At 38.9% G+C, this 22,054-nt stretch carries 20 protein-coding genes; 8 read left to right on the top strand and 12 right to left on the bottom strand.

What is annotated here, in order from left to right; translation table 11 throughout:
* Positions 1-141: 141 nt before the first annotated feature.
* Together ACFSVN_RS07010 and mutL are read right to left on the bottom strand one after the other, a co-directional pair.
* A complete protein-coding gene (locus ACFSVN_RS07010; protein ID WP_390300431.1) occupies positions 142-1,254 on the bottom strand; it encodes a tRNA-queuosine alpha-mannosyltransferase domain-containing protein in 1,113 nt (370 codons plus the stop codon).
* 6 nt (positions 1,255-1,260) lie between these two features.
* On the bottom strand, positions 1,261-3,111 hold the full coding sequence (gene mutL / locus ACFSVN_RS07005; protein WP_390300429.1) for a DNA mismatch repair endonuclease MutL: 1,851 nt from the start codon (positions 3,109-3,111) through the stop codon (positions 1,261-1,263).
* A 515-nt stretch (positions 3,112-3,626) separates the two neighbouring features.
* On the opposite strand from mutL, the gene ACFSVN_RS07000 reads away from it, so the two are divergent.
* Positions 3,627-5,855 (top strand): NADP-dependent isocitrate dehydrogenase, encoded by a 2,229-nt coding sequence (locus ACFSVN_RS07000; protein WP_390300427.1) that lies wholly within the window; start codon positions 3,627-3,629, stop codon positions 5,853-5,855.
* A 73-nt stretch (positions 5,856-5,928) separates the two neighbouring features.
* Here the strand turns inward: ACFSVN_RS07000 and ACFSVN_RS06995 are convergent, their stop codons facing one another.
* The 3 genes from ACFSVN_RS06995 to ACFSVN_RS06985 form a co-directional block, all read right to left on the bottom strand.
* On the bottom strand, positions 5,929-6,747 hold the full coding sequence (locus ACFSVN_RS06995) for a DedA family protein (RefSeq protein ID WP_390300425.1): 819 nt from the start codon (positions 6,745-6,747) through the stop codon (positions 5,929-5,931).
* Positions 6,748-6,754: 7 nt separating this feature from the next.
* Positions 6,755-7,492 (bottom strand): lysophospholipid acyltransferase family protein, encoded by a 738-nt coding sequence (locus ACFSVN_RS06990; RefSeq protein WP_390300423.1) that lies wholly within the window; start codon positions 7,490-7,492, stop codon positions 6,755-6,757.
* A gap of 85 nt (positions 7,493-7,577) precedes the next feature.
* Positions 7,578-8,381 (bottom strand): GNAT family N-acetyltransferase, encoded by an 804-nt coding sequence (locus ACFSVN_RS06985; RefSeq protein ID WP_390300421.1) that lies wholly within the window; start codon positions 8,379-8,381, stop codon positions 7,578-7,580.
* A gap of 140 nt (positions 8,382-8,521) precedes the next feature.
* Here ACFSVN_RS06985 and ACFSVN_RS06980 point away from each other — a divergent pair, with 140 nt between their 5' ends.
* The gene (locus ACFSVN_RS06980; RefSeq protein WP_390300419.1) at positions 8,522-9,310 is read left to right on the top strand and encodes an alpha/beta fold hydrolase; all 789 of its coding nucleotides are present in this window, start codon (positions 8,522-8,524) and stop codon (positions 9,308-9,310) included.
* A gap of 2 nt (positions 9,311-9,312) precedes the next feature.
* Here the strand turns inward: ACFSVN_RS06980 and ACFSVN_RS06975 are convergent, their stop codons facing one another.
* From ACFSVN_RS06975 to ACFSVN_RS06965, 3 genes are read right to left on the bottom strand one after another with little or no spacing between them, the layout of a single operon-like run.
* Entirely contained in the window at positions 9,313-11,148 is a 1,836-nt protein-coding gene (locus ACFSVN_RS06975; protein WP_390300417.1) for a hypothetical protein, read from the bottom strand.
* A gap of 5 nt (positions 11,149-11,153) precedes the next feature.
* The gene (locus ACFSVN_RS06970; protein ID WP_390300415.1) at positions 11,154-12,023 is read right to left on the bottom strand and encodes a hypothetical protein; all 870 of its coding nucleotides are present in this window, start codon (positions 12,021-12,023) and stop codon (positions 11,154-11,156) included.
* On the bottom strand, positions 11,987-13,414 hold the full coding sequence (locus ACFSVN_RS06965; RefSeq protein ID WP_390300413.1) for a PilN domain-containing protein: 1,428 nt from the start codon (positions 13,412-13,414) through the stop codon (positions 11,987-11,989). Before ACFSVN_RS06965 ends, ACFSVN_RS06970 begins: the two co-directional genes overlap by 37 nt.
* Positions 13,415-13,970: 556 nt before the next feature.
* Here ACFSVN_RS06965 and ACFSVN_RS06960 point away from each other — a divergent pair.
* The 4 genes from ACFSVN_RS06960 to ACFSVN_RS06945 all read left to right on the top strand — a co-directional run bounded on the left by ACFSVN_RS06960 (position 13,971) and on the right by ACFSVN_RS06945 (position 17,787).
* The gene (locus tag ACFSVN_RS06960; RefSeq protein ID WP_390300411.1) at positions 13,971-15,173 is read left to right on the top strand and encodes an MFS transporter; all 1,203 of its coding nucleotides are present in this window, start codon (positions 13,971-13,973) and stop codon (positions 15,171-15,173) included.
* Positions 15,174-15,357: 184 nt separating this feature from the next.
* Positions 15,358-16,770 carry a carboxypeptidase regulatory-like domain-containing protein gene (locus ACFSVN_RS06955; RefSeq protein ID WP_390302309.1) on the top strand — a complete coding sequence of 471 codons (1,413 nt, stop codon included), beginning with the start codon at positions 15,358-15,360 and terminating at the stop codon, positions 16,768-16,770.
* Positions 16,771-16,895: 125 nt separating this feature from the next.
* Positions 16,896-17,459 (top strand): hypothetical protein, encoded by a 564-nt coding sequence (locus ACFSVN_RS06950; protein WP_390300409.1) that lies wholly within the window; start codon positions 16,896-16,898, stop codon positions 17,457-17,459.
* Positions 17,460-17,562: 103 nt separating this feature from the next.
* A complete protein-coding gene (locus ACFSVN_RS06945) occupies positions 17,563-17,787 on the top strand; it encodes a translation initiation factor (protein ID WP_390300407.1) in 225 nt (74 codons plus the stop codon).
* A 69-nt stretch (positions 17,788-17,856) separates the two neighbouring features.
* Here ACFSVN_RS06945 and ACFSVN_RS06940 read toward each other — a convergent pair whose 3' ends face one another.
* The 4 genes from ACFSVN_RS06940 to nei all read right to left on the bottom strand — a co-directional run bounded on the left by ACFSVN_RS06940 (position 17,857) and on the right by nei (position 20,278).
* A complete protein-coding gene (locus ACFSVN_RS06940) occupies positions 17,857-18,201 on the bottom strand; it encodes a four helix bundle protein (RefSeq protein ID WP_390300405.1) in 345 nt (114 codons plus the stop codon).
* Between the two features lie 150 nt (positions 18,202-18,351).
* Positions 18,352-18,843 (bottom strand): putative metallopeptidase, encoded by a 492-nt coding sequence (locus ACFSVN_RS06935; protein WP_390300403.1) that lies wholly within the window; start codon positions 18,841-18,843, stop codon positions 18,352-18,354.
* A 44-nt stretch (positions 18,844-18,887) separates the two neighbouring features.
* Positions 18,888-19,376, bottom strand: coding sequence for a DUF4920 domain-containing protein (locus ACFSVN_RS06930; protein WP_390300401.1), 489 nt, complete (start codon positions 19,374-19,376; stop codon positions 18,888-18,890).
* Between the two features lie 74 nt (positions 19,377-19,450).
* Positions 19,451-20,278 carry an endonuclease VIII gene (gene nei, locus ACFSVN_RS06925; protein WP_390300399.1) on the bottom strand — a complete coding sequence of 276 codons (828 nt, stop codon included), beginning with the start codon at positions 20,276-20,278 and terminating at the stop codon, positions 19,451-19,453.
* Between the two features lie 127 nt (positions 20,279-20,405).
* On the opposite strand from nei, the gene ACFSVN_RS06920 reads away from it, so the two are divergent.
* Together ACFSVN_RS06920 and ACFSVN_RS06915 are read left to right on the top strand one after the other, a co-directional pair.
* Positions 20,406-20,804, top strand: a complete 399-nt coding sequence (locus ACFSVN_RS06920; RefSeq protein WP_390300397.1) for a hypothetical protein — start codon at positions 20,406-20,408, stop codon at positions 20,802-20,804.
* Positions 20,782-21,978, top strand: a complete 1,197-nt coding sequence (locus ACFSVN_RS06915; protein WP_390300396.1) for a hypothetical protein — start codon at positions 20,782-20,784, stop codon at positions 21,976-21,978. The genes ACFSVN_RS06920 and ACFSVN_RS06915 overlap by 23 nt, the downstream gene beginning before the upstream one ends.
* Positions 21,979-22,054 lie beyond the last annotated feature (76 nt).

Genomic DNA, 22,054 nt, shown 5'->3' with positions numbered 1-22,054 from the left:
CCTTACCTGTTTAGGATTGGAAGCATCTTTCAGGTAACTATTCATCCAATATATTAATACTTGCATCATCAAATACCTATGCTTCGCTAAAGGCAATTTCCTTCGCATTCGCTCAGGATGACTGATCAGATAGATACCTAATTAACCGGTAACCATTTCTTCAAACAGCTTATCAAAAGCTTTTATGCGCTTCGACCAATCCAGATGTTTATTGATATTCTGAAGGGAACTCTTGGGTAGAGATTTTGTATTTCCGGTAAGCAGATCTTTCAGATGGTGAAAAAGATCATCCTCGGTCTCGTACAGAACCGGTGCATGCAAAAGCGGATCATGCAAGCTTTTTGGGATCAATTCCGGATAATGTAAGTTATTGGGCACCAATGGGTGGCATCCACAATATATCGCCTCCATTATAGCTACACAGAAAAATTCATAGCTTGCTGTGGAAACTACAATATCACCTGAATGAAGAAGTTTGCTGTAGTTTTCCTTGTCATCCACATATCCAAAATGAGTGATCTGCTGACCGAATCGTTGCCATGCTTTTTCAAACTCTTCGGGCTTTTCATGCTGCGTATCTCCTGCAAGGATCAGGTCAAATTTCAGATCAATGTCATTGAGGCGATTCAAAACTCTGAAAAACATGGCCGGATTTCGATCAAATTGCCAACGCTGATTCCAAACGATAACAGGAGTTTCATTTTCAGACCGGGTATCCGGTTGTTTGTCGAAACTTTTCAGATCCAGACCGGGGTGCATCACAATACTTTTTTCTCTGATCTTATCAACGGTCCCATATTGTTTTCCATCAGGGAAATTATCGAGGAATCCGGGCAAAGCATCCATAAGATCGTCAAGATGAAACTGGGATGAAAAAAGTAGTTTATCAGCCACCAACATGCTTAAATAATTAATGTAGCAATAGGTCAGATCACGCTTTTCACCATCCGGTATTGGTCGTGTAAACTGATTTTCATGCATGTACATGATCACAGGTGTATGGGCAAATCTTGGATTGGTCAGAGCCATAAACGCCGGCAGGTTGGTCATGCTACTGGTAAGCAAGAGGTCGATATCCTCCTCCACCTTATTCGTCATCTCAGTAAGTGTGACCGAATCCCCATGCATTCTCCATTTCCAGCCTTTATAATTCAGCTTTATAGGTATGATATTATGACCGGAATGTTTCTCAAGTCCTTTTAGAAAAGCTTTATGGGAGCCGCTGTAAAATGGTTCTACCGCCAGGATGTTCATAGTTGATTACCTAAATCGAGCTTGGATTTCGTCCAGAGGAATATAACTGATGGTAGGCTTCTTCAAAGGGTCAAGATATGGCTGTTCACAAGCAAATAATTGATCTACCAATGATTCCATTTCAAGCTCGGTTAATTTCTTTCCTCTTGGGATAGCAGCCTTTGCGGCAAAAGCGATTGCCAGTTTTTCACGAGCTTCCAGCTTTACCTTTTGCCCCAACTCCTGATATTGATGAAGCATAGAGATCAGAACTTCCTCTTCATTACCGATCTCTATATCGGCCGGAACTCCATTTATCATAGCGGTATTGCCACTTAAGAGCTGAACGGAAAACCCCATTCGCTGAATGATAGAGTGAAGTTCTTTCAGTAAGGTATAATCTGAAGCTGAAAGCTCCAATGTTTGCGCAAATAACAGCTGCTGAGTGCTTGGAAGTGCTTCTTCAGTAGCATTGATCGCCTTTTCGTAGATAATGCGCTTATGAGCCAAATGCTGGTCTATAACGGTCAATCCGGTACGGGTTTGAGTAAGGATATAGGTGTTATGTAGCTGCCAAAACCCTTTATCCTGCGTAACATTATCTTTCGGCTCTGTCCCAGACTGGAAAGTCTGCAGATCATCCTCTTCATTTCCTTGCTGAAAGGTACGTCCACCATACAATTGCTCAGAAAACTCACCACCTCTGCCCTTTACTGTATCAGACCGATTATTAATCCGGGAAGACATATGGAACCCTCCTCCTTCTCCCTGGGAAGTCTTTGGGCGGTTGAAACTGAAACCGGAATCAAATCCCTTGGTGGGGTCATCACTCAAAAAGGTGTCTTCATTGGGCTGAATATCCGGCACTTGAAAGTGTTTGTTTAAAGCCCTGTTCACAACTGAACGGGCAAGCTGAATTACACTGCGTTCGTCCTCAAACTTAACTTCCATTTTTGCAGGATGCACATTCACATCGACCTTGGAAGGATCAATATCAAAGAAAAGTGCGTAAAAAGGATATTCATTATTCCTTGTCCACGCATCATACAAGCTTAGAATTACATGTGTAAGATAACGATGCTGAAAAGGGCGGCCATTCACAAATAAAAATTGTTCTCCCCGACTTTTCTTAGCCAGTTTTGGATCCGAAGCAAAACCATGAATTTTCACATAGCTTGTTTCCTCACCAAACTCTATAAGGCTGGCCTTATAAGAACTGCCAAAAATCTGTGTTACCCTATCTTTAAGATCTTGAATTGGCAGGTCATAAATAACATCTCCATCCGCTTCCACATAAAAAGCGACATCTGTGCTTGCAAGAGCAGCATATTGGATCGTTCTTAGAATGTGCCTAAGCTCGGTAACGTCGGTTTTCAAAAATTGCCTGCGGGCCGGTACATTAAAAAATAAATTCCGGACTGCTATGGTTGTACCATCATCTGTAGCAGTGGGTTTGATCTCACGTTCTTCACCGCCCCAGACCTCAAATTCCCAACCATTCTCATCTCCGGCACGTTTGGTTTTTACGGTAACCTGAGATACGGAAGCTATGGAAGCCATTGCCTCTCCGCGAAAGCCAAGAGTACGAATTTTAAAGAGATCATCAACAGAATTGATCTTAGAAGTGGCATGTCGTTCAAAGCATAGCGGAAGGTCTTCCTTACTCATTCCGCATCCATTATCGGAAACTTGAATAAGCGTACGTCCCGCATTCTGGATCAGGATCTTAAGCTGGTCGGCTCCGGCATCAATGGCATTATCAAGAAGTTCTTTTACAACCGAAGCCGGTCGCTGTATGACTTCCCCGGCCGCAATTTTATTGCTTATTTCGGGCGGCAGTTGATGAATAATGGAATCGCTGATATGCGTGTCGCTCAATTAAATGATCTATATTTTTAAAGTGAAATTAGGTAAACGATGATGGCTAATAAAGCAGCAAAAAACACAATTCGTGTAAATTGTGCCGGTCTGCGACGAGTATGTGTCTCAAATTTAATTCGCTTGCGCCTCTTTTCCTTTTCGTCCTTTTCGGGGTCATAATATCGAAACGGGTAATCGAATTTCTTAGGTTTGGGCCGGAAGCCGAACATTGGTTTGATCATAACAACACCTCATTTTTATTGGCTTTAGAAGGCTAACAAAGTAGGCTAACCTATCGACTCTCAATATATGGATTCCAAGTGGAGAATGTCGAATATCAAGCAAGGAACTTCTAATATCTCATGATTATTATTTAGTAACAGGAAGCAACTTCAAACTGAATAATTCAATGTTCTTTGTTTGATGTTCTTTTGCTTGTAAAATTTGTAAACTCTTTGCCCGATATTATTGTATCGAAATTGAGCTAATTTCGATTCTTCAAGTTAATTAAAACTGAAAATTAATTATTGAAAATGAGCACTGATAAAGCCAAGATCTTTTACACTATTACTGATGAGGGACCTTATTTAGCCACTCATTCTTTTCTGCCTATTGTTGAAGCCTACACAAAAGCAGCCGGGGTAAATCTCGAAACTAAAGATATTTCATTAGCCGGACGTATTCTCGCAAACTTCCCTGATTATCTCAAAGATGATCAAAAAGTATCTGATGACCTTGCTGAATTGGGAGAATTGGCGAAACAGCCGGAAGCAAATATCATGAAGCTTCCAAATATCAGTGCTTCAATTCCACAGTTGGTTGAAGCGATCAAAGAACTTCAGTCTAAAGGATATAAGATCCCTGACTACCCTGAAGATCCTAAAAATGACAAGGAAAAAGAAATTCAGGCTCGATATGGAAAAGTTAAAGGAAGCGCTGTAAACCCTGTCTTAAGAGAAGGTAATTCAGACCGTCGTGCTCCAAAAGCCGTAAAAGAATATGCTCGAAATAATCCACATTCCATGGGTGAATGGAGCTCGGATTCTAAATCGCATGTAGCAACTATGGGTGACCATGATTTCGCTTCTTCGGAGCGATCAGTTACTGTTAACAATGCTGATGACGTAAAGATCGAGTTTGTAGACTCAAAAGGTAATACTACTGTACTGAAAGAAAGTACCCCCCTTCTTCCCGGTGAAGTAATCGATGCCTCTGCCCTAAGCAAGAAAGCGTTGGTCAGTTTTCTGGAGAATGAAATTAAAGATGCTAAAGAAAAAAGAGTTCTGTTCTCACTCCATATGAAAGCCACAATGATGAAGGTTTCCGACCCCATCATCTTTGGACACGCAGTACGTGTTTACTTTAAAGATGTGTTTGAAAAGCACAGGGAAACACTGCAGGAATTGGGTGTTGATCCAAACAATGGATTTGGGGATATCGAATCCAAGATCAAGGAGCTGCCGGAAGCAAAGCAAGCAGAGATCAAAGCAGATATTCAAAAATGCTATGAAAATGGTCCTGACCTGGCGATGGTTAATTCCCATAAAGGAATTACTAATTTGCATGTTCCAAGTGATGTGATCATCGATGCTTCTATGCCCGCTATGATTCGAACTTCCGGACAGATGTGGAATAAGAATGATGAAACTCAGGATACCAAAGCCGTTATCCCGGACAGTAGCTATGCCGGTATTTATCAGGAAGTGATCGACTTCTGTAAAGAACACGGAGCTTTTGACCCTACCACAATGGGGAGTGTTCCCAATGTTGGGTTAATGGCAAAGAAAGCTGAAGAATATGGCTCACACGATAAGACTTTTGAGATCCCGGAAAACGGCTCGGTCCGAGTTGTTAATAAGGCTGGCGAAACTCTTGTTGAACACGCTGTAGAGGAAGGCGATATCTGGAGAATGTGTCAAACAAAAGACGATCCTATCAAAGACTGGGTTGGTTTAGCCGTTCGAAGAGCCCGTGAAACAGGAGACCCTGCTGTATTCTGGCTTGATGAAGACCGGGCTCATGACGCAGAGCTCATCAGCAAAGTTAATCAATATCTTCCTGAGCATGATACCAAAGATCTTGAAATTCATATAATGTCGCCTGTTAAAGCCATGCGTTTTTCTTTGGAGCGCATCAAAGAAGGAAAAGATACTATCTCCGTAACCGGAAATGTATTGCGCGACTACCTCACTGACCTCTTCCCTATTCTAGAAGTTGGAACGAGTGCAAAAATGCTTTCTATTGTACCTCTTATGAATGGCGGTGGTTTATTTGAAACCGGTGCCGGTGGATCTGCTCCTAAACATATTCAGCAGTTTCTTGATGAAGGCCATCTTCGCTGGGATTCACTGGGAGAATTTCTGGCGCTGGCTGTTTCAATCGATCACCTTGGTAAGACATTCAATAATGACCGAGCCAAGATCCTTGGAGAAACTTTGGATACAGCAACTGCCAAATACCTCCAAAACGACAAGTCCCCTTCACGAAAAGTGAATGAGCATGACAATCGTGGAAGTCATTTTTATTTGGCTATGTATTGGGCTGAAGCATTAGCGGAACAATCGAATGATGCAGAGTTGTCTAAACGATTCCAGGAAGTAATGCAGAAGCTCAAGGAAAACGAATCCAAGATCAACGAGGAGCTTATTTCAGCACAAGGAAGTCCTCAGGATATCAAAGGATATTATTGGCCAGACCGTGACCTTGTATTTAAATTTATGCGCCCAAGTAAAACCCTGAATTCAATTATTGAATCAGTTTAATTGTTCTTTAAATCAAAAAAAAATCCCGGATCTGTCGATTCGGGCTTTTTTTGTTTTTAATGATCTTAAAAGATCATTTCCGAAATAAACGTCGGAATTTCTTCCATATAACCCTACGACCAGCTGCTGTCAGCATAAGCGGAATAATTTTATAGAGTCCATTGAACACCAATAATGCAGCAAAGATCACCCAAATGACATATTGGTCATATTTTTCGTAGAAAGCCAAAAGCTCATGACCTGTTAGCATAGATATCCATACAAAGATCGGGGTCCAAAGTAATACAGTTCCTCCAAAATAGAACATAAATGTCCAGAACCCGGTGTCTAAAATACCTGCTGAAATATACACAGGCATTCTGCTTCCGGGTATAAATCGACTGGCAAAGAGAATATATGGCCCCCTGCTTTTGAACCATTTTACAGAAGCATCAAGAGTCTCCTCTTTGATCATCCATTTAAAAGGAGGAAGTTTAAGTATGGGCTTCCCCACCCATCTACCGGCCAGGTATAGAGAGAAATCACCAATAAAAATCCCAATAATAACCGCAAAAGCAGCAGGCCAAAAAGGAATCATCGCATTGGCCGCCATAAGTCCTGCCCCAATGGCTGCAAGGTCTTCACTTAGAAAAGTAGATAGTGCAATAAGTAGCACATAAGTGGCATAGAGCTCATCCTGAGAATCAGCATCTACATCGTCCAGATATGGAACAAGCTTTTCCAGGGAATCATTACTTATTTTGGAAGTGTCCTGAGGCTGAGTCAGGGTATTGATAGAAAGAGAATCCTGAAATAGATGCAATTCTCGGGCATTACCATTATTTGCAAAGGTTTCTACTCTAATCAGAGAAAGCAGTCCAAGAAAAACCAGAATAACAGCCTCAATTCTCATTCATTACCTAAAATGATAAAGGTTCAAATTCATCGTGTTGTTCCAAAAAATCTTTCTTTTTAATTACAGGTTCAAATGAGTATTGAACTCTTTGGTGTAACTTCTCTGCTAAACGCTTACGGTCGTCTTCAATAACAGATTCATTACCAAAGTGAATTATTGCTTTAAAACCTTTCATCTTAAGTAATTCAAAAAAATGTACAAAAAAAGGAGTATCACCCCACCAGCAAACCTTCTCATAAACTGTGTTATTGTCCATTACAATTAGAGCGTAAGAAATTGCTGCATAGGATACAGGAAAATTATGGGCAGCAGGGAATTCTAAAAGTGAAGTACGAAATGGCAGTATCTCAAAGCCCGGACTCGTTGTCCCTTCCGGGAAAAGGATGATACCCTGATCTTCGTTTATGTTCTCTGAGATAAGGTTATTTACTCTTGGAACATCTCTTTTTCGGTGCCTGTCGATAAAGAGGATGCCACAGGTTTTAATGATAAAACCTATAACAGGCCATTTTTTAACATCACTTTTTGCCACAAATAGACAACGAAGTCTGGAAAACAATATAAAGACATCGACATAGCTTAGATGATTTGAAACCAGTAAGAAAGGTGGATCGGGTGGATCTCCCTTAATTTCCAATTTGATACCTAATACCAAACAGCATAATCTTCCCCATTTTCTCAGTAAATAACCACGTGCTTTGTCGTAATTAAGTCCGACAGCTTTTCCCAAAAGGGAAATCATAATCAGACTATACATGATCAGAGTTACCGTTAGAAATAAAACTAGTTTAATAATGGCCCTTAAAAACTTCATGGGCAGAAATTAATCAATTATCATTGAAAAACAGGTGTTTTGTTTCATTATTTAGCATTTTCACGTCTAACAGAATCATGTAATCTATTGTTCTGAATTCCCTGTCAATGGCAGGTGGACTACAGATTTTTGCACCTATTTTTAAATACATTTTTAGAAGTATGGGAATATCTACATGTTCGATGTTAGCTACAATTTTACTTTCACATTGATACTCTTCTCTAACAGGCACCAAATACTTTGTGTGTAAATAATTTTGTTCTTTTAAAAAACTATATAGGTTCCATCCAGTCTCTGGGTTCACCGAATTCAAAGAGCAACACCCGAATAAGAAGCGTTTATCTTTTAAAAGTATATATCTAGCGATCCCTTTCCACAGCAGAAATAAAACCCGACTATTTCTGTGTTCAGATGCGATACAAGCCCTTCCTAATTCAATTCCATTTCTAAGATAGCTTCCGGGTAAAGAATCCATATTAAATTCAATATTAGAATAAAAACCAATTCCTTGTTCAGCTATTTCAAATGTTTGAATTCGGTAAGTACCTACAATTTCATTTGTGCAATTTTCAACAACTAGGAGATGATCACAAAAAGCATCGAAACCATCACTATCTAAGCCCGTTTTATAAGATGTTGACGAGCCCCCTCCCAACTCAAGGTTAAATACCTTATACCTTAATCTTAAAGCTTGCTCAATATCATATGTATTTTCGGGGAGTCTAACGGTGTACTTTGTACTTTTAATAGGCTTGAACTGATGAAGTAACTTAAACGATTGCTTAGCTCTTTGTGTTTGGGACAGAAGTGTTTGCATAACAAAAATAGTAAGAGGTTTTTATTGATAATACCCCTTGATTGTTAAGTCCGTATTCACAAATTGTTTAGTTTGTGTATCGATTTGTAAAGTTGACAGAACTCATTTACTTAGATCGGAAATATTTGTAATCTTTATATATGCTTTACTACAAAAAATATAAATCTTCTGACAAGAGCGACTGGGTTGTCTTTGTGCATGGTGCCGGAGGCAGCTCATCTATCTGGTTCAGTCAGCTTAGAGATTTTAAGAAACACTTTAATGTATTGCTTATAGATCTTCGCGGACACGGTAAATCGAAAGATCTTTTACAGAAATATTATGAAGAGGATTATTCCTTTGAATTTATCAGTAAGGATATCCTGGATGTCCTGGATCATTTAAAAATTGAAAAAGCACATTTCATTGGTGTTTCTTTAGGTACCATCATTATCAGGACGATTGGGGAAATTGCCCCTGACCGGGTTAAATCAGCTGTATTATGCGGTGCTATAACTCGATTGAATATACGTTCACGTATCCTTGTCTTTTTAGGACATATGTTCAAACGGTTTATCCCTTATATGTGGCTGTATAAATTTTTTGCCTGGATCATCATGCCTCGAAAAAGACATGCTAAATCCAGAAATTTATTTATAAGAGAAGCTAAAAAACTTTACCAAAAAGAATTTTTAAGATGGTTCAAACTAACCAATGAAGTCAACCCGCTCTTGAGATATTTCAAAGAAAAGGAAATACAATCACCTATGCTTTATGTGATGGGAAGTGAAGATCATATGTTCCTCCCCCCTGTAAAACAGATCGTAGAGAAACATAAAAATTCAACACTACAAGTTATTGAAAACTGTGGCCACGTTTGTAATGTTGAACGCCCCGGGGCTTTTAACAGATTATCTATTCAATACCTGAAACAACACTCTTCAACCTGATCTTATTCCTGCTCTGATGGCAGTTGGAAGATCCAGGCTTCATCATTGAAAGTACTTCTGATCTCTAGTGTACGTTCTCTCGCCGTTTCGTAATCCTTATATGCTTCAAAGGCTACGTAATTAAATCGAGTTTCCGGATTAAAAAGAATTCGGGTTTCGTATCCCTGGTCTTCAAGCATTTGCTTAAAATTCTCTGCGTTTCTAGGAACCAGGAATGATCCACCGATAATAAAGTAATTAAGATCAGAGGCATCATCAGATTCTACCTCCTTTCCATTTGCCTGATATTCAAGGTACTCTTCCAATGAAAATGCTTTTGGAACTACAACCATAAGCTCAGGACGGTCTACAGAAATAGTTAAGTCTTCAGCCGGCTCCACGGGTTGTTCTTTTGTTTCTAATGGTTCTTCAACTTCCGTAGTTGTAGTATCCTCCATTACTTCTTCTTGAGGTGGAGTTACCGGCTCAGTTTCTGTTACTTCAGGTTCGTCTGAAACTGAAGTAGAAAAAACTTCCGGCTCAAATACACGATCTAAATTAGTTCGCATCTCATCTCTTGTGTTATTAAGAACTTCCCGTGCTGTTAACTTTTTATTGGCCACACGTTTCGATACGGGTTCTATTAACTCAGCCTGAACAATAATGATCAATTCATTCTCAAGAAAATCACTGGAGTTATAACCAAACAAATATTTAAGACCAAAAAACCAACCCGGAAGATCTTTTAATATTGGCACTCCTCTTCTAACCTCAGTTTCCTCGGTACGGTAAAGTCCAGCCACATAAGTAGATTCACCATTCAAAAGGATAGCAGAAGTCTGTGCCGACTGCTTGTTTACTATAGTACTTACTACATCAGGCTGTGCTGTTGATCTTTCCACAGCAAGGTCTAAGTATATAAATGAGGTGTCACCTTGAGTTATGATTTGTGGAGTTACCGTAAGGATCGTACCTGTACTCACAAAGTTATCGGTAACGTTTCCGGCAATATCACGCTGTTTAATAGAAAAATCCTGTCCAACCTGAATATTACCTTCCTGGCCATCTACAACCTTTATAGACGGAGTCGCTAATACTTTACCAAGGTTATCCGCTTCAAAGGCTCTAAAAAGGGCCTGAACACTGATACCTGGGCCATATTCTCCTAAATTAACCAAAGCATTAAACGCATTCTGTGATACGTTTGCAGCATTGAATGAATTAATAGCTACAAATTGATCGCTAAGATCTGATGATGGAACAGATTCCTGGCCGTCTCCACCAACAAAATCGCTCACATTATCAGGAGCATCACTTGTCAATGTAGACCAATCGATTCCTATTTCCTGTAGTGCTCTTTTATTACCTTCGAAAAAGGTAGCATTTATACGGATTTCACGAGTTTGAGTAGTAGCTAATGCATTACCCATTGATCCGGAACCTTGCCCTCCGCCGGCTTGTCCACCACCAGCTCCGGAAATATTCTGTGTTGTCTCAGTCTCCGGTACTGTTATTTCATAGAATTCATCATATTCAGTCAATTCCAGATTTTGGAATCTCATGATGTATTCAAGTGCATCTTTCCAATGCATGGCCGGCAGATTAACACCAATCTCACCGCTATAGGCTGATTTATCAATGATAAATTTATTCTCATACTCCTGAGCAAAAGTATTTATAATCTCAATTGCTTCATTGTAGGTCGTATTCTTATTGAAAGCTACAATTTCATCAGGATTTGTATACTCTCTGAGTGGGTCAATGATCTGAGCTGAAACGTGTTGTGGAATAACGGCCATAAAGGTAAAAGCCATTATAAAAATGGAAAACAAGCCTAGTTTATATCGTATTTCTTTCATGGGTTTCATTGCTCTGTCTCCAAGGTAACTAATTCCGTAATGCCGCCTTTATTTAAATTGAAAGTAGCAGATTTATTTCTTAGGTCTATTGATTCTAATACACCGAGATAAACTTGATCACCCTTTCTCAAGGATGTTATATTTCCTGCCTGATCTACTATAAATACTCTTGAATCTGTCAATCCTATCAATCGGCTTTCCTCAACGTTTATTAAATTATCAACATTAGGAGGAATGGACGGCTGTATCAATGGAAAAAATGGATTGTATACAGAAACTTCTTCATTCATTGCTATTTGGTTGACATCCCCAGAAACTTGTTGAATAGAAATTCTCTCAAAATAACTTTCGAGAACAAAATAGAAATTAATTTCATCGAGCTCTTCTCCATCGCCCCCGGCAGGCGTAAATTCAAGACTGGTAACTTTATTTAAAAGCTGACTATTTTCAATTTTGTTAATGAAATTGACAACATTACGGTATCGGCCATAGCCATTGATATCTGAGCGTATTATTCCATATTGATCCTGTGTTGTTGAATCAGTAAATGCAAAATCGAAATATACTTTAGATGAAGGGCTGCTATTGCTTATATAATTTAAGTAATCAAAAACATCATCCGCCTGCGGGGCTGGATATAATGATTTATCATAATTCTCGATTATAGATAAGGCTGTTTGATAAGTCTCGTTTAGCTGAGGAAAGGCATCACTAGTTGCTTTCTTTTCATTGAAATCTTCCTGCTTTTCGGTATAAGTTGATTCAAGTCGTTCCAGTTCAGGAAGTTGAAAGAATGTTATATATCCATAAGCCCCTCCCGCAATGATAAGAAGAGCAACTAACAGTATAATGGTATTTCTGACTGCGTATGACAATGTAAATTCCCTATTAGTTCACGTATGCCTTGCACACTTTCCGGTGTATATATCTCTTCATTTTCAAAGAAGTCTTTAATAATATATACAAACTTATATACTTCCTTTTCTCTGATCTCGTCTGATCTAACGTTTAACAAAGTAGTAGTATTAAATAAACTTGCCAGCTCAGGGATCCTGTCTCTGTAGATCGCGTAACCATTGATCTCAATATTATTATTTTGAACTGGCGTTAGCGATGTCAGCCAAATCGAATTTACGTCTTCAATCCCGCGATTAATAAGGTCAAGGTTTATGGACCATCGTAATGTACCTTCATTTAATTCACTCAAAAGAGTTAATTTTGACTGAATTTGACTTAACTCATTACTTATCTGATTGTATCGTTGAACGGTAGGCTCTAAAGACTGTATTTGAGCATCCAGAGTACTAATCTCACCTTGAAGTCGATCAATATCAGTATCGTACTGGGTATAAAAATGATTTGCTACAATTGGAGTAAGCATAATAAATAAAAGCAGCAACATTCCATGCCACTGTAGCTTAAAGATCTTTTGGCGATCATTTACATAATTCGGTAGGAAAGAGATCTTTGGAAATACTTCCTTTTTTAACCCTGAGGCAGACCATGCTGCCCCTATAGCTGTTGTAAAAGAGACAATTGAAGAAGGATTGATATTTTCGGCTTCAAAAAAGTCTTCCGAAAACTGAAATTCGGCAACATCCACATCCTGAAAACGATCTTCAAAAAATTCAATGGCTTCGTCACCTAAAGAGTTGTTGCAAATGATCAAGCGATCAAGATTAGGTACCTCTCCGGTATCAAGTTGAAATAGGATCTTACTGAATACGGTGTTTAAAAAACGCTGACTCTTGAGAGACTCAGTAATAATAGGAGAAACAATCCAAAGTTGATTCCCCTTTAGAAAAAGTACCCGGGTGGAATTCTCACTAAATTGAACAACACCGGTGATACTGTTTGGGTCAAGATCATAATTAGCTCTGATAAGCCCTAATAAGAGAATCTCATCAGGTAAAATCTCATGAATAAAGAGTTTACCATTGTAAAGTTCTAAGGTTCTGTTGATGAGAGTCAGGAGTTGAGGTTCATCATCAATCGAAGTTAGTAAAAGAGCACCGTCTTCCCTGACCGAATAAGAATAATAGTCCTCTCCCTTTGATATCCCATGCAAGGATTCCAAACGATCATCCACTATCACCTGAAGATCCTTCTTCTTAGTATCAGAAAAATCTACATCTTTAAGAATCTGAAAAATAGTTTGTCCTGAAGGAATGCTTATCCCAAGGTCTACCCTCTTCGCATCAACAGAACTAAATAAGTTATAAAGAAGTAACTCGTTAGAAGAAGGCGTTTCTGATTCATCCACCATATCGGTGTCTACAATGGTATCAGCTCCTTCATCAAGGTCATCAAAATCAAGATCATCAAGGTCATCCTCAAAACTTTCAAGGTCTAACCCTTCGTCTTCGTTATCTTACTATAAACCTCAGAACCTTCTTTACCATCTTTGAGGTCTTTTTGTATCGTTTTAATAACTTCTTTCATCCTTTTGTTTTGAGTATCCTCATACAAAAGGTTTAGTATTTCATCATAAGGCAACTGTTGCTTTAGAAGATCGGCTGAGAGACTAATAAATGTAACAACCTCCTGATTTGCCGATTATGCCATTTGCCTTTATATGTATATACCATTTTAAATTCTGTAGATGATATAATAAACTAATTTATTTTGAGAAATAAGCATAATAATAAGACAATCTTTCTTTTTATTTCTTTTGGATGTAGGCTGACAGCCTAAGTAAAAAAATTCTGAGTGTAAAAGCCATACTATCATTAATTAACTTTTAATAATGAAGTTAAAATCAGCTATTCAAATATTTACTGTTTTTTAAAGAAAGGCGCTCTATCTTGACCTAAATTTTTAAAATGAATAAACAGCAAGACGGCAACCCCTACATTATAATTTTTGCTTTATGGCTCCTTGTATTTGCAGCAAGTAGTCAAGTCATGATTATCTCTCCTATTCTACCTCGCATAAGTGAACAGCTTGGTACTCCATTAGAAATTCTTGGAAATCTGGTTACTATATATGCGGTAATGGTCGGTGTATTTGCGATCATAATGGGACCTCTTTCAGATAAGATCGGGCGCAGAAAGATCTTATTAATTGGTACCGGTGGGATTACTGTCTCTCTATTTTTACACGGCTTTGTAGATTCTTTTTGGGGTTTGATGACCGTTCGTGCTTTAGCAGGAATGGCAGGAGGTGTTTTGAGCGGCGCTGCTGTTGCTTATGTTGGAGATTATTTCCCTTATGAAAAAAGAGGCTGGGCAAACGGTTGGATAATGAGTGGCATTGCCATGGGACAAATTCTAGGAATTCCAATGGGTACATTATTGGCTGACCTCTCCGGATTCAGAATTCCTTTCGTTTTGTTTGGAGGGATAATGGCCCTCACATTTATTCTAATCCTTATAAAAGTACCGCAACCCAACGTTACATTATCCACCGACAAAGTAACTTTCAAAGGTTCTATCGGTAAATATTATGTATTGTTGAAACGCCCCGAAGTGAGCGCTGTTGCTTTCTCTTATGTTGTAATGTTCTTAAGTATTTCGGTTTATGTGGTATATCTTCCAACTTGGCTTGAAGAATCCTTTGGAGTTAGTGGTACTGAAATTGCGTCATTGTTTTTTGTAGGGGGTATAGCCAATGTTATCACAGGACCAATAGCAGGAAAGCTCTCTGACAAAATAGGACGTAAAAGCATCATTATTATCTCTTGTATTGGTTTATCCCTGGTAATGCTTATTACTACCTATGTAATTACCGACTTTTGGATAGCTTACGTTGTCTTTTTTCTAACCATGGTACTTATAGCCATGCGCATTAGTCCCTTTCAGGCACTCTCCACTCAACTTATAAAGTCTGATAACCGTGGCTCCCTGATGAGTTTATTGGTAGCCATAGGTCAAGTTGGTTATGGAGTGGGAGGTTCTATAGCCGGCCCCTTCTATGTGCAAAGTGGGTATGTAAGTAATACCATTATTGGAACGGTCATGATCCTGGTCATGGCCTATGTTGTTTGGAGACATATCCCTGAACCGGATTTGAACAGTACCTCCTAAGTTTTTGCAACTAAAAATCCCACCTCCCTATTAAATTATTTTAATATTCATTTACTATCTATAATTTTAGCTGGTAAAATAAAATCCAATATTCCTGTAACGAATCTGTAACATTTCGCCAGGTTCTCACTTTTTAAATAAAAAAGTCATGTAAAAATATCTACAGTACTGTTTTACTCTTTTAATACTTTCATTTGTTGTCATCTCCTGTGCTCCTGATGATGATTCTGCTGTTATTCAGGGTAGTGTATTTGATGCTCAATCAGGGGATGTGATTGAAAATGCCCTAATTCAGATCACGGCACCGGGCGCGCTCAATGACCTGTTCTCAAGAACTGATGAAAATGGTCAGTATAATATCGGTGGTATTGAAGTTGAAGGGGTTACAGATTTAACACTTACCGCTTCTGCAACCGGATATGATGACTTAGAAGAGGAAGTACGAATAACTCCGGGTGAGAGCATATCGGGTGTTGATTTCGACCTTCCCGTTCAAGGTTCCGGTGACGACGGAGGAAGCGGAGATGATGGTGGTCAGGAAGTTGGCGGTGAAGCCGGCGGTCCTGCCCAGATTCAATTATTACCGATGAGTAATACCACGATCAATGTTGCTGAGACCGGTGGTATTACAAGCACTACTTTTACATTTGTAGTAAAAGATTCTGCGGGGCGTAAAGTAGATCGCGACCATGAAATCTCTTTTGAGATAATCAGAGGTCCTGAAGGCGGAGAATACATCACTCCTGAAATCAGATTCACAAATAGCCAGGGAGAAGTCACCTCAAATCTTGTTAGCGGCGACTCTTCTGGTACCGTTCGTATTGAAGCTGTTATTGAGCGTCCTGATGTTGGATTGACGATTCGCTCTACCCCTGTGATCGTATCTATTAGCAGTGGATTCCCCCACCCCAACAACTTTTTTGTAGCACCCCGTGTATATAATTTTGATGCCTATGGATATATCAATGAAAGTTATAGAAATAATATTGCTGCAAGTGTTGGAGACCTTAAAGGAAATCCGGTCAAAGAAGGCACAGCTGTATATTTTTCATCTGAGTATGGAGGATTAGTAAATGGAAGCGCGGTAACGAACGCTAACGGGTATGCAAGTGTAAATTTATCGGCAAATGGCAGCAGCCCTCAAAATCATCCAGATGGTGTAGGTTTTATTGATGTTACAGCACAAACTGTCGACAAAGACAACAACTATATCGAGAATACCTTCACAATGCTTCTTACAACCCGTTCAGCCGTTATTACTGTTACCCCCAATAATTTTGATATTAATAACGGACAAACACAAACGTTTAATGCTACCATCACTGACCTCAATGGTTACCCTATGGCAGCTAATACGCAGATTTCAATTGAAACCGGTCCAGGTTTGGTGGCAAGTGGTGATATTGTAGACTTACAACTACCAAATTATTTCACCCCCGGTCCAGGTACAACACAGTTTTCGTTTAGTGTCTCTGATGCCGATCCGGATGATATCCAGGATACAGAAGGAAGTTTTACAATCAGAGTTGAAACTCCTTCTGGCGGTGTAACAACCAAAACCATCTCAGGTCAGCGTGAAAAAAGAAGTTCTAATTGATCGCTTTTATTTTAAATAAAGAAAAGCCTGCTCATCCAGAGCATGCTTTTTTATTTTCTGCTTTATTACAATTGCAGTAAGCCCTACCTTTGCTACTCATATAAAATCAGCTTTTAACCACAGCCATGAACGCAGATAATACTTTCGAATACAACAGTGTTAACTATAAAGAGTTTTTAAAAAAATTCAGAAATTTTAATTCATCTAAGCATAATCTTATTGTGTTTGCCGGTCCTTTTCACACCAACAGAAATGCAGCACTCGATGAATTGAAACGAGAAGTTATTGGTGAGGTTGTTGAAGTTGATCTGGCAGAGATTATTACTGCATATGAAGAAGAAACATATCAAAATATTGACAAGGCCCTGGAAGATATTGACCAAAATGCCCCACTCATTATTTTTAGAAATGCTGAACAGCTGAATGGAGCTTACACAGCTTATTCCGGTTCAATCGTTAAATATGCTACCCCACAGGAAAAATACTTTCTCAAACATGTCAAATCCATAAAAGCACCTGTAGTTCTGGAGTTCAAAGATTTTGACCAACTTGACCGAACCGTTGTTCGAACAGCTGATTCTGTTGTATACTTTCGCCCCCCTTCCTCACTGATCGAAAAATTAGCATGGAAACTGCAGAATGTTCACGTACATGGATCAAGTTTCTTATCCCCTCGCCCTGTGAAATAAAGTAGTTATTCTTTATTCGGAAGCATATAAGTACACCTAAACTAAATCTCGTTCTATTGCGATCTTCACAAACGCTTTAATCCAAAATTTAATAAAGAGTATTATGAAAGTAACCGTAAAAATGGAAACCGCAGGACGCAAGGGCAAACAGGTTTCAGTGATCAGGGGTATTACTCATAACCCTCAGGTCATAGAAAAGCTCGAAAAGAAACTAAAAACACAATTAGGTACCGGTGGTACTATCAAAGGAAAAACAATAGAAATCCAGGGAGATCACGTTGACCGCATCAAAGAGATACTGGCTAAAGAAGGGTACGAAGTGAATTGAGGCTCAAGGGGTTAGGTACAAGGCACAAGTTATTTTTACTTACTTATCTATTGCTAACCTACTTTTGATTTATTTTTTTAAAAGTGTTTGTAGCATTTTTTGAACTTCTTCATTGTATCCAAAAGCTGTTTTGAGAATTTTTGTATCCAAAATTTCATTCTGCTTTAGCAACAAAAGTTGTGTTTCAAGTTCAAAGCTTGAGCCAAGTGATATTCGAAGAAATCTGTTAAAATCTTTTCTGCTATTTCTGCTGCTTCCCTCAGCAATATTAGAGGGAATAGAAATTGAGCACCTCACTATTTGGTCTCTATAAGTAAATCGTTTTTGATGTGGAAATCTAGAAACTAACTTTGCAACCTCAGCCGCTAACTCCATACTCCGCTGCCAAAGAATAAGTTTTTTAAAATTTTTCATTGAGCTCTATTTATTGTTTGCGTTTCACAGTTAGAGCCATGAAAATCCAGTTCCTTACAATAAAATTTAATGACCTCTTTTCAGAAATAAGAAATAAAGATCAAACAATTAGGTTTTTCTTGCACCTTACCACTTGAACCTTGTACCTAATTACAGTTTGACCTTACTCTCCTGCTTAGGGTCCAGGTCGTATAAAGAAGAAGCGGTGGCTTGTATCGTCTTATACCACTCATTCCCATACTTATCGTTGATGGTATAGAAATCAGCAAAATCAGGCTTTCGGATGGTCATCTTCCATTCCTGAGTTTTTGATTTAAAGGTGGGATCAACATGCAACAACTCATGATACAACATCATCTCTTTGGTGTCATTGTCCAGCATATCCCAGAGTTCACCTGAAATTTCGATCAGGTAGTCGTTACCGGAATAATGCTTTACTTCCCTGCTGGCTTTCACACATTTTGCAGCGCGCTGCTTGGAAAGATTCGGATAGACCAAGAAATATCCGATCTCGGCCGGACCAAATTCCATCTTATGTTTCTCGATCACCTTTTTAGCAATAGCCTCCACTTCGGGAGATTCCATTAATTGTTTGGTAGAATGAATCGTCGGCTCTGCACCTAAATAGTCGTTCTCTGGCATGAATAGGTATCTTGATATAATTTAAAATTCTAAGGTAATAAAACTTACGATTTCGGAACCAAAACAGAAGTAGCTATGATGGAGTACTCCTCTTGTGATCCCTGAATGGCATCCGGGTTTTCTCCGGCATCTTCAGCATGATGTTTTGCCTGATCTTCTGAGAGAGTTTTAACTTCAAATGTACCGATCAGCTTAACTGTTTTTCCTTTTGAGTCGGTAGGAATAAAAAATCCATAATCCTTAAATGTAATTCGAGCAGCATTGTTACCATCATTAGCTATAAAGAAACAACCTTTCTTCTCACAAACTTCTGCAACTTCAGTTTCCAGGGTGATCTCTTTACCAGTGAATACGTCAGCATTTGAGATCAGGTCATTTAAAGCGATGGGCTCATTCCATGATGATACTTCAGCGCCAAAAACTTCATAAGTTTCCGTTTCTGCTACCGGTTCAGATAATCGAATAATCTCCTCATTCTGAGCGAAAAGAGCAGTTGAAAGAACAGTAAATACTAAGATCAATAACTTTTTCATAGGTCTGTTTTTATTTTTTTAATGACTCCAAACATACAAAGAACTGCCCCAAATTCGCATCCCTTATTTCACAATTATTTATTTTCTTTCTGTCGGTTCTCGCAAAAATAGATCTTTCTTCCTCCTGTTTTCATCTCTTTGATCTCATGTCCACATTTATAACAGGGATTCCCGGTTCTTCCGTATGCATAATGTCGGTATTGCTTACGGGTAGCCCCCTCCCGCTTCAAAGCTTCTACCAATTCCGGAGCGGTGGTAATACCTCCGGTTTTATAAGATCTGCGAGAAAGCTCTAAGGAATAATGAGACAGATCTTTGATCTGCTCCTCCGAACAATCTTTAGGGCGATGATCAGGATCAACTTTTGCACAAAATAAAATTTCACTGCGTAAATAATTCCCTACTCCGCTCAGAAATCCCTGGTCGAGTAATAATGTGGCAAGTTTCCGGTTTTTAAAAGTATCATCTTTATATCTATCCAATACCTCTTCATAGGCAGTATTTGGATCAACTACATCAGGACCAAGCTTTTTTATATAAGGATGAGATTCAATTTCATCATCTTTCAAAAACTCAATTTCAGAAGCAGAATAAAGATATGCTGAAGAATGCTCAGTATGAATAGCGACCCTTAATGATCGGTTAGTGTCCGGCTCTTCCCCATTTCCGCTGATCATCCATTTTCCATAAAGCTGATTATGAGTATATAAATTTAATTCGTTATTGAAGGCTGTAATAATAGCTTTACCACGTGGAGCAACAGAACTGACCACAGAACCTTCCAGCCGGTTTTCATATTTTTTCAGTTCATCGAAAGCGAAAAATAGTTTAGTGATCTTTTTTCCTGCAATGGCATCATTGATCTGACTCGCAGCTCTCCAAATTTCAGGTCCTTCTGGCATTTTATAGTTTATAGTTTTGAGATTTTAATTTTAGTTCTTATCAATTCAAAAACTATTACTTATTTGTGATAGTTTTGTTTGGTAAATCATCTGGAAGTCATTACAATTCCGACCAAAAATCCGTTCAATGAAACAAACCCTCGCTGTGATATCTGGTTTTTTTGGCCTTCTCTTCTTTGAAGGCTTTGCCCGGCTGATCATCACTTTTTATCACCGTATGGACTTTCAATTCTATGGCATTTCTCATTTACCCTCTGATATATGGGTTGTAGTGATCTTACTTTCAGTGATCACCAGTACCTGGCTGGTTACCATGCTGGTGCTTACCGTTATCAATGATCATATTTTTTTCTATTCTGTATTATTTGGAATGATTATTTTCGCATGGCGTGGAATTGAGATTTCAAATTCATACCACACAGAACCGACATGGTACTTTATTACAGTTTTAATTCTTCACATAATCGGTATATTTATTGCCTACCAATCATTTACAAGACAGCATGAATTCAAAACTCTTTCTTAGCTTATCGATCATTTTTTTAATAATTGGATGTAATCCGAATAATGGGATCACTGTAAATGAAATAAGTTCTCCTGTTTCCCAAAACAGTTCCCTCCCTCGTTTATATACTGACAATACCGGAACTGTATTTATGAGTTGGGTTGAAGAAGTTGACAACATGAGCTATCTCAAATTCTCTTCGTTCTCCAACAATACCTGGTCTAAACCTAAAACCGTTACTTCTGATTCTACCTGGTTTGTGAACTGGGCAGATTATCCTTCAGTAATAGCTAATGATGGTTCACCAATGGCTGCTCACTGGCTAAATAAAGTTGTAGGCGGGACATATGCATATCATATAAATATGTCAGTATATAATGAGGAATGGAGCCCGGCTTTTACTTCTCACCAAGATAATACCCCCACCGAGCATGGGTTTGTGAGTATGACCCCCGCCTCCGATTCTACCTACGCTGCAATTTGGCTGGATGGAAGGCAAACTCACGATCGCGAAGACGATGAATATTCTGATTTAAATAAAGCCATGACTTTACGTGGAGCAATAATTAATACCAATGCCGAAATTTTGGAGAAATTCCTTATTGATGACTCAGTTTGTGACTGTTGTAACACATCCATCACAAAAACCGAGAATGGTTTTTTAGCCGCCTATAGAGATCGTACTGATGAAGAGATCAGAGACATCTATGTTACTTCCTATGTTGATGGAGTTTGGTCGGAGCCAAAACCTGTTCATGCTGACAACTGGTCGATCGGGGCTTGTCCTGTAAATGGGCCTGCTGTTGACGCTTCTGGAAATACAGCTGCTGTTGCATGGTTTACCGGTGCCGAAGGCACGCCTCATGTTCAGTTTGCTATCTCTAAAGATCATGGTCAAAATTTTCAACCCCCAATCTCTTTGGATAACGACTCTCCTTTGGGAAGGGTTGATCTAAATATTACTGAAAGTAAAATATGGGTTAGCTGGCTCTCCCCTACAGATAATGGAGCAAAATTGAACATCAAAGTTTATACTCTTGACGGTGAAGAACTTTCTTCAAAAACGGTTAATGGACTTTCACGAAGCAGAAGCAGTGGCTTTCCACATATTACTGAATTAGGTGCAGGGTTAATGATCGCATATACGGATGTAACAGGAGAGATCCCAACGGTTCGCACCCTAATTTTGGAATAGGTATTTGATCTTTCTTCTAAATAACCGATCTGATCGAATCACCATTTTAGAGATGGCATATGATCTGATCATTGAA

The sequence above is a fragment of the Gracilimonas halophila genome (genome assembly GCF_042684365.1).
Taxonomy (GTDB): Bacteria; Bacteroidota; Rhodothermia; order Balneolales; family Balneolaceae; genus Gracilimonas; species Gracilimonas halophila.
Note: the sequence above shows the minus strand (reverse complement) of the source record. Positions and strands in the feature narration are given on the sequence as shown.